Origin of the sequence: Streptomyces sp. NPDC058671, from assembly GCF_042716475.1 — a bacterium.
Classification (GTDB): Bacteria; Actinomycetota; Actinomycetes; order Streptomycetales; family Streptomycetaceae; genus Streptomyces.
Genome location: NZ_JBHXSA010000047.1, coordinates 1 through 15,801, shown reverse-complemented (window position 1 = coordinate 15,801; position 15,801 = coordinate 1). Strand labels below are relative to the sequence as shown.

The window sequence follows — 15,801 nt, the reverse complement described above, 5'->3', positions numbered from 1 at the left end:
GGGGTGGCCCGTCCGACGGGCCACCCCCTCACGCGTGTCCGCCGCCTACCGCAGGTCGAACTCGCCGTCCCGGGCGCCGAGGACGAACGCGTCCCACTCGGCCTTCGTGTAACGCAGCACCGTCTCCTTGTCGAGGGACGAACGCATCGCCACCGCCCCCTCCGGGAGCCGCGCGATCTCCACCCGCTCCTCGTCCGGACTCGTCCCCGGCGCGCCCTGCCACTCGACGCCGGAGATGTCCAGCGCGTACAGCTCGTCCTTCTGCCGCTGCTTCTCGGCGGCCAGGGCGGCGTCCGCGCTCTCGGTGCTGGTCTGGTGGGCGTCGGTCATCGGCGCGTTCCCTTCGCGGTGGTACGGCGGTCCCTCCCACAGTAGTGGGAGGGACCGCTCCGCTCAGTGCTGTTCCGGCAGCCAGCCCAGCTGCACCAGCGGCGCGCCCCGCTTCCGCGACACGAACGTGCCCCGGCCCTGCGGCATCGGCCGCGCCCGGACGTTGCCGAGGATGTCGCCCTCCTGCGGGTCGCCGGAGAGGATCACCCCCTGCGCGCCCAACTCCCGCATCCGCTGCATGAACGGCTCGTACATCGCCCGCGAGGCACCCGCCTGGTTGCGGGCCACGATGAACCGGATGCCGACGTCCCGCGCGAACGGCAGGTTCTCCACCAGGACCGCGAGCGGGTTCCCGGAGTTGGTCGCCACCAGCTCGAAGTCGTCGATGAGGACGAACAGTTGCGGACCCGACCACCAGCTCCGGTCGCGCAGCTGCTGCGGGGTGATGTCGGGCTTCGGCGCCCGCTTCGTCATCACCGTGGCGATGGCCTCCATGTGCATCTGCATGGCCGAGGCCATCGGCGCGTACTCCAGGAGGTGCGAGGGCGCCACCGCCTCCAGCATCGTCCGCCGGTAGTCGCCCACCACGATCCTCGCCTGCTCCGGCGTGTACCGCTCGCACAGCTGCTTCGCGATGAGACGGAGCAGCGCCGTCTTGCCGGACTCGCTCTCGCCGAAGACGAGGAAGAACGGGTCCGACTCGAAGTCGACGAACACCGGCTCCAGGTTCGTCTCGTCGATACCGATCGCGATGCCGTGCTGCGGGTACTCGAAGCCCTTCGGCAGCCGCTCCGCGGGCAGCTTGCGCGGCAGCAGCCGGACGGCGGGCGCCGGCGCCCCGGTCCAGCTCGCCTTCACCGCCTGCACGAACGCCGACGTGCCCTCCGACAGGTCGGCGGACGAACTCGACCCGTCGATCCGCGGCAGCGCCCCCATGAAGTGCAGCTTCTCCTGCACCTGGCCGCGCCCCGGCACCCCCGGCGGCACGTTCGCCGCGACCTTCCGGTCGAACTCGGAGTCCATGACGTCACCGAGCCGCAGCTCGAGCCGGCCCAGCATCTGGTCCTTGAGCGCCGCCCGCACCTCCATGTACCGGGAGGCGGTGATCACCACGTGGATGCCGTACCCCAGACCGCGCGCCGCGATGTCGGAGACGATCGGCTCCAGCATGTCGTAGTCGTTGCGGAAGCTGCCCCAGCCGTCCACGACCAGGAACACGTCGCCCCAGGCCTCGCCCGGCAGGTCGCCCGCGGCCCGCTTGCGCCGGTAGGTCGTCATCGAGTCGATGGAGTGCGTACGGAAGAACTCCTCCCGCCGGTTGAGCACCCCCATCACCTCGGCGACCGTCCGGCGCACCCGCTCGGGGTCGAGCCGGGACGCCACCCCGCCGACGTGCGGCAGGTCGGCCAGCGAGCTCATGCCGCCGCCGCCGAAGTCCAGGCAGTAGAACTGCACCTCGGCCGGGGTGTGGGTGAGCGCGAACGACGAGACCAGCGTCCGCATGATCGTCGACTTCCCGGACTGCGGACCGCCGACCACCATCATGTGACCGGCCGCACCCGAGAAGTCCCGGTACAGCACCTCGCGCCGCTGCTCGAACGGCTTGTCGATGAGGCCGAGGGGCACCGTGAGCCCGCCCTGACGCGTGTACTCCGTCGCCGTGAGCCCCCGGTCCGCCGTCTGCGCGAGCCCCGGAAGCAGCTGGTCGAGCGACGGCGCCTGGTCGAGCGGCGGCAGCCACACCTGATGCGCCGGCACCCCCTGCCCCTCGAGGCGCCGCACGATCACGTCGAGGACGGTGTCCGCGAGCGCGTCGTCCTCCTCCGCGCGCCGGGCCGTGAGGTACGCCGGGTCGGGCGCCGCGTACACCACCGGTACCGGCGCCGCCGTGAACAGCGCGGGACGCCGCTCCACCGGCATCTGCCCGATCTCCAGGCGCGGGCCGCCCGTCCGGTACGTCCCCGAGACGTACGCCGCCTTGAAGCGGGTCATCTCGTCCGTACCGAACTTCAGATAGCCCGAACCGGGCACCGATGGCAGGTGATAGGCGTCCGGCACGCCGATCGCCGTCCGCGACTCCGCCGCCGAGAAGGTCCGCAGACCGATCCGGTACGACAGATACGTGTCGAGGCCGCGCAGCTTGCCCTCCTCCAGGCGCTGCGAGGCCAGCAGCAGGTGCACGCCCAGCGAGCGGCCGATCCGGCCGATCTGGATGAACATGTCGATGAAGTCGGGCTTGGCGGTGAGGAGTTCGGAGAACTCGTCGATCACGAGGACCAGCGAGGCCAGCGGTTCGAGCGGGGCGCCGGCCGCCCGCGCCTTCTCGTAGTCGTGGATGTTGGCGTAGTTGCCCGCCGACCGCAGCAGCTCCTGGCGCCGCTGGAGCTCACCGCGGATCGCGTCGCCCATGCGGTCGACCAGGGTCAGGTCGTCCGACAGGTTGGTGATGACCGCCGCCACGTGCGGCATCTGCGACATGCCCGCGAAGGTCGCGCCGCCCTTGAAGTCGGCGAGGACGAAGTTCAGCGTCTCCGAGGAGTGCGTCACCGCGAGGCCCAGCACCAGCGTCCGCAGCAGCTCCGACTTGCCGGAACCCGTCGCGCCCACGCACAGACCGTGCGGGCCCATGCCCTCCTGCGCGGCCTCCTTCAGGTCCAGCATGACCGGCTGGCCGTCCTCGCCGACACCGATCGGCACCCGCAGCCGCTCGGCCACCGACCGCGGCCGCCAGGTCCGCGCCACGTCCACCGAGGCGGCGTCGCCCAGGTTCAGCAGATCCGTGAAGTCCAGATTGGCGAGCAGCGGCTCGTCGTCGTCCCCGCCGCCCGTCCGCAACGGCGCCAGCTGCCGCGCCAGGGCCTCGGCCGCCGGCAGCGAGATGCCGTCCGGCAGCCCCTCGTACGCGAAGCCGCCGCCGAACTCCAGCGACAGCCGGCCCGGCCGTACGACCACCGAGAGGCCGCCGCGCGGCTCGTCGAGCTCGCCCGAGACGACCTCCACGATGGTCACGCCCTGGAGCCCCTCGGCCGCCGCGAGCAGCGAGTCGGGCGGCACCATCCCGCCGTCGAGGACCACGACCACGTGCGGCTGGTCGAGCACCGGCTGGTTGTCCCGGGAGAACCGGGGCCGCCCGTCCAGCTTGGAGCGGATCAGGTTCTCCAGCTCGCCCAGGTCGTCGCCGAACAACCGCTTCGTACCGGCCCCGTCGACCTGCCCGGGGACCTGGGTGTGCGGCAGCCACTTCACCCAGTCCCACCGCTCCTGCGAGGCCCGCGCCGCGACCACCGCGACCACCAGGTCCTCGGGGGAGTGCAGGGTCACCAGCTGCGCCACCAGCGCACGCGCCGCCGCCTGCGCCGACTCCGCCTCACCCGACACCGTCACGTGGTAGAAGGCCCGCATCGACACCGCCATCGGCAGCCCGTCCAACGTGCCGTGCACCGCGAGGAACTGCTGCATCGCCCCCGCGCACAGCGGCTCCAGCTCGTCCACCGGCGCGGTGTCCGGCGCCACGAGCGGCGTCGCCAACTGCTGCGCCCCGAGCCCGATCCGCGCCTGCCCGAAGTCATGGTCGCCGACCCGGCGCTCCCACACCCGCGAGCCCTCGGCCACCACCGACCACAACTGCTCGGGGGAGGGGTGCAGATACAGCTGCGCGTCCCGCTGCCTGCGGGCCGTGCGCCGGACCGTACGCCGGGTCTGCGCGAGGTATTTGAGGTAGTCGCGGCGGACATCGGCCATTTGCCCCTGCGTACCGCGACGGAATCTGACGAACTGGGCGACCGCCATCGCGATCGTCGACGCCAGCATCAGGGTGCCCATGATCCGCATGATCGGAGACGGCGTCATGAAGAAGAACACCACCGACGAACCCATGCCGAGCATCGGCAGGAGCTGCATCAACGCCGACTCCTGCTGTCCCCGGGGAAGTTCCGGCGGAGACTCCAGGACCAGTTCCTCACCGGGCACTTCCGGCGGAAGAGACCTCGGCGGGCGTTTGACGACGATCTGGCTCACCGGCGCATCAATCCCTCGTTGGAGGCGGGTTCGTGGCGGGAGCATCCGCCCGGCACCCCTGTCGGCAGCCGGGCGCACGGACTTCCCCCATGGGACGGCGATCCTACTTGCAGCCCCCACCGGCGGTCCCCGGTAGGGTGGCGCGCGCATCGTGCGCAACCGCGAATCAGGGGGTCCACACACGTGAGTACGACCGCAGCGACCGGCTTCTGCCGCGTCACCGTCGTGGCGCCGGACAGCCGCATCGACGTCGCGCTCCCGGAGGACATCGCCGTCGCCGACGTCTACCCGGAGATCCTGCGGCTCACCGGACAGACCCAGGCCGCCGGCACCCCCACCGGCTACCACCTGGTCCGCCGGGACGGATCCGTCCTCGACGGCGCCCGCACCCTCGCCGCCCAGCAGGTCCTCGACGGCGAGGTGCTCTCCCTGCGCCCGTTCGCCCAGTCCCTGCCGCCCGCCGTCTACGACGACGTGTCCGACGCCGTCGCCTCCGCCGTCACCCGCGACCGGCACCTGTGGGGCGACGAGCTGCTGCGCGGCGCCGGACTCCTCGGCGGCGTCCTGCTCCTCGTCCTCATGGGCTTCGTCCTCTGGTTCGCCGACCCGGTCCGCCACGACATGCACAGCCTGCCCGGCATCATCGCGGGCGCCGCCGGATTCCTCCTCACCGCCTTCGCCGGAGTACGCGCCCGCGTGTACGCGGACCGGGCGACCGCCGTCGCCCTCGGTCTCGGCGCGCTGCCGCTGCTGCTCATCGCAGGCTCCGGCATCGTCGGCCCCGACGCCGGGGAGGGCCCCGGCCGCCTGCAGTTCCTGCTCGGCTGCGTCACCGTCCTCGTCGCCTCGGTGGCCCTCGTCGCGCTCACCCCCAGCGGCGACGCCCCCTTCGTCGCCGCCACCTTCCTCGCCGGCGTCGGCACCCTCGCCACCTTCCTCGCGATCCTCACCGAGACCACCGCCACCGAGACCGCCGCCGTCTGCGCACCCGTCGCCATCGGCCTCGTCGCCTTCCTGCCCGGCCTCTCCGCCCGTTTCGCCCGACTCCCCATCGGCTACGCCGCCCCGCGCAGCGCCGCCGACGAGGAGTTCCTCGGCGACCCGCAGCATGCGGCCGGCGAGGACGCGCAGCCCGTCGACGGCGAGCGCATCGCGCTCCAGGCCCGCCGCGGCCACGAGATGCTCCTCGGTCTGGTCGGCGGTTGCGCGGCCGTCGTCGTCGGCTCCGCCGCCGTCCTCGGCTTCGCCGGAAACGTCTGGGGCCAGCTCCTCGCCCTCGCCGCGGGCCTGGCGATGCTGCTGCGAGCCCGCCTCTTCCGCTACACCTCGCAGGTCGCCTGCGTCCTCGTCGCGGGCATCGCCGCCATCGCGCTGCTCGTCCTCGGCCTCTCCCTCAACCCGCCGGCCGACCTGGTCAAGGACCTCCTGATGTACGGCGACCGGGGCGGCCTGGACATCCGTACGATCTGGCTCACCGCGGCCGTCGCCTCCGGCGCGGCGCTGATCACCGCGATCGGCCTGATCATCCCGAAGAAGGGCCTCTCACCGTTCTGGGGCCGCCTCCTCGACCTGGCCGAGGCCTTCGTCCTGCTCTCCCTCGTCCCCCTCTGCCTCGCCGTCCTCGACGTCTTCTCGGCGGTCCGCTCCCTCACCAGCAAGTAGAGGAGGGGAGCCGGGGGCCCTCCGGCGAGCTGGTACGCTGTGTGACGGCCGTTTGTGTACGCGCTCCCGGAATGCCCCCGACTCGGTCGGAAGCCTCTGGAAGCTGCGCCCATCGGACCTTCGCCCGTCGAGTCACGGAAGCTTCCCCTGAGACCTAGACCAGGGGCACTCACGGGCGCACGAAGACCAAAGAGGAGATCCGCGTGGCTCTCGACGCCGCTGTCAAGAAGCAGATCATGACCGAGTTCGGCACCAAGGAGGGCGACACCGGCTCCCCCGAGGTCCAGGTCGCCATGCTTTCCCGCCGCATCTCGGACCTGACCGAGCACCTCAAGCAGCACAAGCACGACCACCACTCCCGCCGTGGTCTGCTGATCCTGGTCGGCCAGCGCCGCCGCCTGCTGCAGTACCTGGCCAAGAAGGACATCCAGCGCTTCCGTGCGCTGGTCGACCGCCTCGGCATCCGTCGCGGTGCGGCCGGCGGCGCCAAGTAATCCGTTCCATGGAGAACGCTGCGGAGGGAGCGGTTCCCACTTTCAGGGGGCCGCTCCCTTTGCCGTACGTGCACAAAGTGCGTATCGCCATTTAGGCTGGTCGCACAAACCCATAACGACGAGCGAGGAGCCGCCGGCTCGCCGCCGGTCCTCGGTAGTGGCCCCCGGAAACGACTTCCGGGTGCTTCGATCGAAGACCGGCCAGCACCCGAGGCGCGCTTCTCCGCCCCCGTCGAACACCGTCCCCGGCCACACGGGCCCCGGACGCAAAGACGAACACGTAGGAGAAACCCATAGTGGAGAACGAGACCCACTACGCCGAGGCCGTCATCGACAACGGAACCTTCGGTACCCGCACCATCCGCTTCGAGACCGGCCGCCTCGCCAAGCAGGCCGCCGGCTCCGCCGTCGCCTACCTGGACGACGACACGATGGTCCTCTCTGCGACCACCGCCTCGAAGCGCCCCAAGGACCAGCTCGACTTCTTCCCCCTGACGGTCGACGTCGAGGAGCGGATGTACGCGGCCGGCAAGATCCCCGGCTCCTTCTTCCGCCGGGAGGGCCGCCCCTCCGAGGACGCCGTCCTCACCTGCCGCCTGATCGACCGGCCGCTGCGCCCCTCCTTCAAGAAGGGCCTGCGCAACGAGATCCAGATCGTCGAGACGATCATGGCGCTCAACCCCGACCACCTCTACGACGTGGTCGCGATCAACGCCGCCTCCTGCTCCACGCAGCTGGCCGGCCTGCCCTTCTCCGGCCCGATCGGCGGCACCCGTGTCGCCCTGATCAAGGGCCAGTGGGTCGCGTTCCCGACGCACACCGAGCTCGAGGACGCCGTCTTCGACATGGTCGTCGCCGGTCGCGTCCTCGACGACGGTGACGTCGCGATCATGATGGTCGAGGCCGAGGCCACCGAGAAGACCATCGAGCTGGTCAAGGGCGGCGCCGAGGCGCCGACCGAGGAGGTCGTCGCCGCCGGTCTCGAGGCCGCGAAGCCCTTCATCAAGGCCCTCTGCAAGGCCCAGTCGGACCTGGCGGCCAAGGCCGCCAAGCCCACCGGCGAGTTCCCGGTCTTCCTGGACTACCAGGACGACGTCCTGGAGGCGCTCTCCGCCGCCGTCAAGGGCGACCTCGCCAAGGCGCTCACCATCGCCGGCAAGCAGGAGCGCGAGACCGAGCTCGACCGCATCAAGGAGCTCGCCGCCGAGAAGCTCCTCCCGGCCTTCGAAGGCCGCGAGAAGGAGATCTCGGGCGCCTACCGCGCGCTGACCAAGAAGCTGGTCCGCGAGCGGATCATCAAGGACAAGGTCCGCATCGACGGCCGCGGCCTCACGGACATCCGTACGCTCGCCGCCGAGGTCGAGGCCATCCCGCGCGTGCACGGCTCGGCGCTGTTCGAGCGTGGCGAGACCCAGATCCTGGGCGTCACCACCCTCAACATGCTCCGCATGGAGCAGCAGCTGGACACCCTCTCCCCGGTGACCCGCAAGCGCTACATGCACAACTACAACTTCCCGCCGTACTCCGTCGGCGAGACCGGCCGCGTGGGCTCGCCCAAGCGCCGCGAGATCGGCCACGGCGCCCTCGCCGAGCGCGCCCTCGTGCCGGTCCTCCCGACCCGCGAGGAGTTCCCCTACGCGATCCGTCAGGTGTCCGAGGCCCTCGGCTCCAACGGTTCGACGTCGATGGGCTCGGTCTGCGCCTCCACCATGTCGCTGCTGAACGCCGGTGTGCCCCTCAAGGCCGCCGTCGCCGGCATCGCCATGGGTCTGATCTCCGAGGAGATCGACGGCCAGACGCACTACGTCGCCCTCACCGACATCCTCGGTGCGGAGGACGCCTTCGGCGACATGGACTTCAAGGTCGCCGGTACGAAGACCTTCGTCACCGCGCTCCAGCTCGACACCAAGCTCGACGGCATCCCCGCCTCGGTCCTGGCCGCCGCGCTGAAGCAGGCCCGTGACGCGCGTCTGCACATCCTCGACGTGATGAACGAGGCGATCGACGTTCCGGACGAGATGTCCCCGAACGCGCCGCGGATCATCACCGTCAAGATCCCGGTGGACAAGATCGGTGAGGTCATCGGCCCCAAGGGCAAGATGATCAACCAGATCCAGGAGGACACCGGCGCCGACATCACGATCGAGGACGACGGCACCATCTACATCGGTGCCGCGCAGGGCTCGCAGGCCGAGGCCGCTCGCGCAGTGATCAACGGCATCGCCAACCCGACCATGCCGGAGGTCGGCGAGCGCTACCTGGGTACGGTCGTCAAGACCACCACCTTCGGTGCGTTCGTCTCCCTGATGCCCGGCAAGGACGGTCTGCTGCACATTTCGCAGATCCGCAAGCTCGCCGGTGGCAAGCGCGTGGAGAACGTCGAGGACGTGCTCGCGATCGGCTCCAAGGTCCAGGTCGAGATCGCCGAGATCGACCAGCGCGGCAAGCTCTCCCTGGTCCCCGTGATCGCGGACGAGGACGCCGCGGCGGACGACAAGGACGACACCGACCAGTGACGTCCCGTAGTTCCGTGACGACGGCCCGCCCCTCTTCGGAGGGGCGGGCCGTCGCCCGTACCCAAACGCTTCTCCCGGGCAAGGACGGCGTCGGCACGGTCCGGCGCACGACCCTCCCCGGGGGCCTGCGGATCGTCACCGAGACCCTTCCCTCCGTGCGCTCCGCCACCTTCGGCATCTGGGCGCACGTCGGCTCCCGCGACGAGACGCCCACGCTGAACGGCGCGACCCACTACCTGGAGCACCTCCTCTTCAAGGGCACCCGCAAGCGGTCCGCCCTCGACATCTCCGCCGCGATCGACGCGGTCGGCGGCGAGATGAACGCCTTCACGGCGAAGGAGTACACCTGCTACTACGCCCGGGTCCTCGACACCGACCTGCCGCTGGCGATCGACGTCGTCTGCGACATGCTCACGGGCTCGCTGATCCTCGCAGAGGACGTGGACGCCGAGCGCGGTGTCATCCTCGAGGAGATCGCGATGACCGAGGACGACCCCGGTGACGTCGTCCACGAACTCTTCGCGCGGACGATGTTCGGCGACACCCCGCTGGGCCGCCCCGTCCTCGGCACCGTCGACACCGTCAACGGGCTCACCCGCGGCCGGATCGCCCGCTTCTACAAGAAGCACTACGACCCGACCCACCTGGTCGTCGCCGCCGCGGGCAACGTCGACCACGCCACGGTGGTACGCCAGGTCCGCCGCGCCTTCGAGAAGGCCGGCGCCCTCAGCCGCACCGACGCCGTCCCCGTCGCCCCCCGCGACGGCAGGCGCACCCTGCGCGCGGCGGGCCGCGTCGAGCTGCTCAACCGCAAGACCGAGCAGGCCCACGTGGTCCTCGGCATGCCGGGCCTGGCCCGCACCGACGAGCGCCGCTGGGCCCTCGGCGTGCTGAACACGGCCCTCGGCGGCGGCATGTCCTCCCGCCTCTTCCAGGAGGTCCGCGAGAAGCGCGGCCTGGCCTACAGCGTGTACTCGTACACCTCGGGCTTCGCCGACTGCGGTCTCTTCGGCGTGTACGCCGGCTGCCGGCCGGGCCAGGTCCACGACGTCCTGAAGATCTGCCGGGACGAGCTCGACAAGGTCGCGTCCGACGGCCTCACGGACGACGAGATCGCCCGCGCCGTCGGCCAGCTGTCCGGTTCGACGGTGCTGGGTCTTGAGGACACCGGCGCGCTGATGAACCGCATCGGCAAGAGCGAGCTGTGCTGGGGCACCCAGATGTCCGTCGACGACATGCTGGACCGGATCGCGGCCGTCACCCCGGACGAGGTCCGGGAGGTCGCCCGCGATGTACTGACCCAGCGGCCCTCGCTCTCGGTGATCGGCCCGCTGAAGGACAAGCAGGCGGACCGCCTCCACCACGCGGTCTCCTGACCACGAGATCCCTAAGGAATCCAGAGCAATGAGCAAGCTGCGCGTGGCGGTCCTCGGAGCCCGGGGCCGTATCGGCTCCGAGGCCGTCAGGGCCGTCGAGGCCGCCGAGGACATGGAACTGGTCGCGGCCCTCGGCCGCGGCGACAAGCTGGAGGCGCTCACCGACGCGGGAGCCCAGGTCGTCGTCGAGCTGACCACCCCCGCCTCGGTGATGGAGAACCTCGACTTCTGCGTGCGCCACGGCATCCACGCGGTCGTCGGCACCACCGGCTGGACCGAGGAGCGCCTCGCGCAGCTGCGGACCTGGCTCGCCGCCTCCCCGGAGACCGGCGTCCTGATCGCCCCGAACTTCTCCATCGGCGCGGTCCTCACCATGAGGTTCGCCCAGCTCGCCGCCCCGTACTTCGAGTCGGTCGAGGTCGTCGAGCTGCACCACCCGAACAAGGTGGACGCCCCTTCGGGCACCGCCACCCGGACGGCCCAGCTGATCGCCGCGGCCCGCGCCGACGCCGGCCTGGGCCCCCAGCCGGACGCCACCACCACCGCCCTGGCCGGCGCCCGCGGCGCCGACGTCGACGGCGTCCCCGTCCACGCCGTACGGCTCCGGGGCCTGCTCGCGCACCAGGAGGTACTGCTGGGCGGCGAGGGCGAGACCCTCACCGTCCGCCACGACTCCCTGCACCACTCCAGCTTCATGCCGGGCATCCTTCTGGGCGCCCGCCGCGTGACCACCGCCCCGGGCCTCACCTTCGGCCTTGAGCACTTCCTGGACCTGGGCTGACGGCCATGGGCGGAAAGATCACGTACGTCTTCCTGGCCACCGTCCTCGTCCTCGTCTTCGGCGTGGTGGCCATGGAGGGCGTCCTGCTGCTCCTCACCGGCGAGCCCACCGCCATGGGCATGGGCGCGGTGGCGTTCCTGCTGCCCGGCGTCGGCGGCTGGTTCCTCTGGAAGAACACCAGGTTCGCGCGCCAGGCCGGCCGCCTCGCCACCGAACTGGAGGCGGAGGGCGGCCTGCCCGTCGACGAACTGAAGCGCACGGAGGGCGGCCGCATCGACCGCGACTCCGCCGACGAGGTCTTCGCCCGGCGCAAGGCCGAGACGGAGGACTCACCCGACGACTGGCGCTGCTGGTTCCGGCTCGCGGTCGCCTATCACGACGCCCGCGACACCCCCAGGGCCCGCAAGGCGATGCAGCGGGCCATCGCCCTCCACGACGGGCGTCCGGTCAGCGCGTGACGGTCGGGGCCACCCCGTACTCGGCGTTCCAGGCCTCGACCGTGTCGGCCGCCCGGTCGAAGGCCTCGACCCGGGAGAGGAAGTCGGCATTGTGGTCGGTGAGCAGCATCAGCTGCTCACCACCCTGCCGGCCGAGCACCAGGGCCTGTCCCTGGACGGTTCGGGGGAGCCCCAGCCAGCGCACCGGCTGCTGCACGGTCCGCACGGACGTCACCTTGGCCCACGGCACGGTGACGGTCGAGAGGAAGGCCACGCGGCGCACTCCGGCGCGGCTGACCCAGGTGCCCATGCGGAGCATCCGCAGGGCGGCCAGGATGACGAGCACGGCGACGCCCAGGGTGGCGGCCCCGCCGTCGAAGGCCCCGGCCGCGGTGATGATCACGGCGGCGAGGAGCACGAACGAGGCCAGCAGCAGCGCGAGCGCGGCAGACCCGACCCGCCAGGACCCCGGCCGGTACGGACGGCGCCACTGGTCGTGATCGTCGAACGGCAGGGCGACGTGGTCGGTCGTGTCAAAAGCACGGTCGGCCGTCAGAAAGGGCAGGGGCACGACAGGTCCTCACTCACAGGCACGCTCGAAGGGGCGGTGCCCGGTGAGGCTACCTCAGCGGTTGTCGGAGGCCGCGGACTGCTGCTGACGAGTGGCGGAGTCCCCGGACTGAAGGGACGGCATCCCGAGGATCAGCGACCCCACGAGACCGGCCACGACGGTCATCCCGAGCAGCGTACGGCCGACGATCTGCGCGGCGCCGAGGCGCTCCCGTGGCGGGGGAGTGACGTTACTGCGGAAGTGGTCGGCCTCCGCGACGAACGCGAACGGTACGGCCTCGTCCCGGCGGAACATCAGAGCCACTCTCCTCAGTCGACGTCAATGCTTCACAGGGAGAGACGACGGATCCGGCGTTTTGGTGCCCTTCTTCATCAAAGCGGCCGAATCTCGTTCTCAAGGAGGACCTCGGGGCCGAGGCCACCGACCTGGGCGCTACTCCGCAGGAAGGGCCCTCCGGCCCTGTTGGCGCACAGATGTCCGAACACTCGACGCGAAGTGTCCGTATTGCGACGTTTCACGAAGTTCATCTAGGCTGATCAAACGGACCCGGCGCTGCCTGAACCCCCGAGCAGGCAGCGCCGGGCTCCTTTCTCCTGTCCCCCCTCAGGGACACCCGGCGCTGAGCAGCGAGTAGCGTGTTACCCATGGCTCCGATCTCCACTCCGCAGACCCCCTTCGGGCGGGTCCTCACCGCGATGGTCACGCCGTTCACGGCGGACGGCGCACTCGACCTCGACGGTGCCCGGCGACTCGCCACCCACCTGGTGGACGCAGGCAACGACGGCCTCGTCATCAACGGCACCACCGGGGAGTCCCCGACCACCAGCGACGCGGAGAAATCGGAGCTGGTACGAGCGGTCCTGGAGGCGGTCGGCGACCGCGCCCACGTCGTGGCCGGCATCGGCACCAACGACACCCACCACTCGATCGAGCTGGCCCGCACCGCCGAGCGCGACGGCGCCCACGGCCTGCTCGCCGTGACGCCGTACTACAGCAAGCCTCCGCAGGAGGGCCTGTACCGGCACTTCTCGGCCATCGCCGACGCCACCGGGCTCCCGGTGATGCTCTACGACATCCCCGGTCGCAGCGGCGTCCCGATCGACACCGAGACGATCGTCCGGCTCGCCGAGCACCCGCGCATCGTCGCCAACAAGGACGCCAAGGGCGACCTCGGCCGCGCCAGCTGGGCCATCGCCCGCTCCGGCCTCGCCTGGTACTCCGGCGACGACATGCTCAACCTGCCCCTGCTCTCCGTCGGAGCCTGCGGCTTCGTCTCCGTCGTGGGCCACGTCGTCACCCCGGAGCTCCGCGCCCTCCTCGACGCCCACCTGGGCGGCGAGGTCCAGAAGGCCACCGAGATCCACCAGAAGCTGCTGCCGGTCTACACCGGCATGTTCCGCACCCAGGGCGTCATGACCAGCAAGGCCGCCCTCGCCCTCCAGGGGCTCCCGGCCGGCCCGCTGCGGCTGCCGCTCGTGGAGCTCTCCCCCCAGGAGACCGAGCAGCTCAAGGTCGACCTGACCGCAGGCGGGGTAGAGCTCTGACATCGAACTTCACAACTGAACACTGACACCAGCAAGTGCACGAATGTCATGCCCGCCGCGTGCCAAGAGGTACGTGGCGTGCGTGGTGAGGAGAGTCTTTTGAGTCATCCGCATCCTGAACTCGGCGCCCCGCCGAAGCTGCCGAAGGGCGCCCTGCGCGTCATCCCGCTCGGCGGGCTCGGTGAGATCGGCCGCAACATGACGGTCTTCGAGTTCGACGGCCGTCTACTCATCGTCGACTGCGGCGTCCTCTTCCCCGAGGAGGAGCAGCCCGGCGTCGACCTGATCCTGCCGGACTTCACCATCATCCGGGACCGCCTCGACGACATCGAAGGCATCGTGCTCACGCACGGCCACGAGGACCACATCGGTGCCGTCCCCTACCTGCTCCGGCTCAAGCCGGACATCCCGCTCATCGGCTCCAAGCTGACCCTCGCCCTGATCGAGGCCAAGCTCCAGGAGCACCGCATCCGCCCCTACACCCTCGAGGTGAAGGAGGGCGACCGGGAGGTCCTCGGATCGTTCGACTGCGAGTTCATCGCGGTCAACCACTCCATCCCGGACGCGCTCGCGGTCGCCATCCGCACCCCCGCGGGCATGGCCGTCGCCACCGGCGACTTCAAGATGGACCAGCTCCCGCTGGACGGCCGGCTCACCGACCTGCACGCGTTCGCGCGTCTGAGCGAGGAGGGCATCGACCTCCTCCTCTCGGACTCCACGAACGCCGAGGTCCCGGGCTTCGTCCCGCCGGAGAAGGACATCTCGAACGTCCTGCGCACGGTCTTCGCGAACGCCCAGAAGCGGATCATCGTGGCGAGCTTCGCCAGCCACGTGCACCGCATCCAGCAGATCCTCGACGCCGCCCACGAGTACGGCCGCAGGGTCGCCTTCGTCGGCCGCTCGATGGTCCGCAACATGGGCATCGCCCGCGACCTGGGCTACCTCCGGGTCCCGGCCGGTCTCGTCGTGGACGTGAAGACCCTCGACGACCTGCCGGACGACGAGGTCGTGCTGGTCTGTACGGGGTCCCAGGGCGAGCCGATGGCGGCCCTGTCCCGGATGGCCAACCGTGACCACCAGATCCGCATCGTCCCGGGCGACACGGTCATCCTGGCCTCGTCCCTCATCCCGGGCAACGAGAACGCGGTCTACCGCGTGATCAACGGCCTGACCCGCTGGGGCGCCCACGTCGTCCACAAGGGCAACGCCAAGGTGCACGTCTCGGGCCACGCCTCGGCCGGCGAGCTGCTGTACTTCTACAACATCTGCCGCCCGAAGAACCTGATGCCCGTCCACGGCGAATGGCGCCACCTCCGCGCCAACGCCGAGCTGGGCGCCCTGACGGGCATCCCCAAGGACCACATCGTCATCGCCGAGGACGGCGTCGTCGTCGACCTGGTCGACGGCCGCGCCCGGATCACCGGCAAGGTCCAGGCGGGTTACGTGTACGTCGACGGCCTCTCGGTCGGCGACGTCACCGAGACCTCCCTCAAGGACCGCCGCATCCTCGGCGAGGAGGGCATCATCTCGGTCTTCGTCGTGGTCGACGCCTCGACCGGCAAGATCGTGGGCGGCCCGCACGTCCACGCCCGGGGCTCCGGCATCGACGACTCCGCGTTCGACGCGGTACTCCCGAAGATCGACCAGGCCCTGAACAAGTCGTTCCAGGACGGCGTCGTCGAACCCCACCAGCTCCAGCAGCTGATCCGCCGCAACGTCGGCAAGTGGGTCTCCGACACCTACCGCCGCCGCCCGATGATCCTTCCGGTCGTCGTGGAGGTCTGACCAGCACAACCACCGGAGCGGGGCACCTCGATTTGCATCGGGGCGCCCCGCTCCAGTACGTTTACGGCTCCGCCAGAACGGGAACCACCCGGCGCCGCCGTGCGCCTGAACGGTTCTCCGGAAGGCAGGAATTCCGACTCGGATCATCTGATAAAGTCGGAACCGCCGAAAGGCCCCCGGAGTGAAAACAAAAGGGACCGGAAAGCACCGAGGAAATCGGGTCGGAAAGATCTGATAGAGTCGGAAACGCAAGACCGAAGGGAAGCCCGGAGGAAAGCCCGAGAGGGT

At 70.5% G+C, this 15,801-nt stretch carries 12 protein-coding genes; 8 read left to right on the top strand and 4 right to left on the bottom strand.

What is annotated here, in order from left to right:
• Positions 1–45: 45 nt before the first annotated feature.
• Both ACFWV2_RS32285 and eccCa read right to left on the bottom strand, forming a co-directional pair.
• The gene (locus tag ACFWV2_RS32285; protein WP_360796624.1) at positions 46–330 is read right to left on the bottom strand and encodes a DUF397 domain-containing protein; all 285 of its coding nucleotides are present in this window, start codon (positions 328–330) and stop codon (positions 46–48) included.
• Between the two features lie 63 nt (positions 331–393).
• Complete coding sequence (gene eccCa, locus ACFWV2_RS32280; RefSeq protein WP_384410739.1) at positions 394–4,347, bottom strand: type VII secretion protein EccCa; 3,954 nt, start codon at positions 4,345–4,347, stop codon at positions 394–396.
• A gap of 183 nt (positions 4,348–4,530) precedes the next feature.
• Between eccCa and eccD the strand changes: the two genes are divergently transcribed.
• The 6 genes from eccD (at position 4,531) to ACFWV2_RS32250 (ending at position 11,634) form a co-directional block, all read left to right on the top strand.
• Positions 4,531–6,009, top strand: coding sequence for a type VII secretion integral membrane protein EccD (gene eccD, locus ACFWV2_RS32275; RefSeq protein WP_384410737.1), 1,479 nt, complete (start codon positions 4,531–4,533; stop codon positions 6,007–6,009).
• A 203-nt stretch (positions 6,010–6,212) separates the two neighbouring features.
• Positions 6,213–6,503, top strand: coding sequence for a 30S ribosomal protein S15 (gene rpsO, locus ACFWV2_RS32270; protein ID WP_056565800.1), 291 nt, complete (start codon positions 6,213–6,215; stop codon positions 6,501–6,503).
• 296 nt (positions 6,504–6,799) lie between these two features.
• Positions 6,800–9,019, top strand: a complete 2,220-nt coding sequence (locus ACFWV2_RS32265) for a polyribonucleotide nucleotidyltransferase (protein WP_360796615.1) — start codon at positions 6,800–6,802, stop codon at positions 9,017–9,019.
• On the top strand, positions 9,016–10,395 hold the full coding sequence (locus tag ACFWV2_RS32260; protein WP_384410734.1) for a M16 family metallopeptidase: 1,380 nt from the start codon (positions 9,016–9,018) through the stop codon (positions 10,393–10,395). The genes ACFWV2_RS32265 and ACFWV2_RS32260 overlap by 4 nt, the downstream gene beginning before the upstream one ends.
• Before the next feature lie 28 nt (positions 10,396–10,423).
• Positions 10,424–11,176, top strand: coding sequence for a 4-hydroxy-tetrahydrodipicolinate reductase (gene dapB / locus ACFWV2_RS32255; protein ID WP_384410731.1), 753 nt, complete (start codon positions 10,424–10,426; stop codon positions 11,174–11,176).
• A gap of 5 nt (positions 11,177–11,181) precedes the next feature.
• Entirely contained in the window at positions 11,182–11,634 is a 453-nt protein-coding gene (locus tag ACFWV2_RS32250; RefSeq protein WP_384410727.1) for a hypothetical protein, read from the top strand.
• On the opposite strand, the gene ACFWV2_RS32245 is transcribed toward ACFWV2_RS32250, so the two are convergent.
• Positions 11,624–12,184 carry a hypothetical protein gene (locus ACFWV2_RS32245; protein ID WP_384410724.1) on the bottom strand — a complete coding sequence of 187 codons (561 nt, stop codon included), beginning with the start codon at positions 12,182–12,184 and terminating at the stop codon, positions 11,624–11,626. The two genes, ACFWV2_RS32250 and ACFWV2_RS32245, sit on opposite strands and share 11 nt — an antisense overlap.
• A gap of 54 nt (positions 12,185–12,238) precedes the next feature.
• Complete coding sequence (locus ACFWV2_RS32240; RefSeq protein WP_384410722.1) at positions 12,239–12,478, bottom strand: hypothetical protein; 240 nt, start codon at positions 12,476–12,478, stop codon at positions 12,239–12,241.
• 350 nt (positions 12,479–12,828) lie between these two features.
• Between ACFWV2_RS32240 and dapA the strand changes: the two genes are divergently transcribed.
• Together dapA and ACFWV2_RS32230 are read left to right on the top strand one after the other, a co-directional pair.
• Positions 12,829–13,728, top strand: a complete 900-nt coding sequence (dapA, locus tag ACFWV2_RS32235; RefSeq protein ID WP_384410719.1) for a 4-hydroxy-tetrahydrodipicolinate synthase — start codon at positions 12,829–12,831, stop codon at positions 13,726–13,728.
• Positions 13,729–13,827: 99 nt separating this feature from the next.
• A complete protein-coding gene (locus ACFWV2_RS32230; RefSeq protein ID WP_384410716.1) occupies positions 13,828–15,513 on the top strand; it encodes a ribonuclease J in 1,686 nt (561 codons plus the stop codon).
• Positions 15,514–15,801 lie beyond the last annotated feature (288 nt).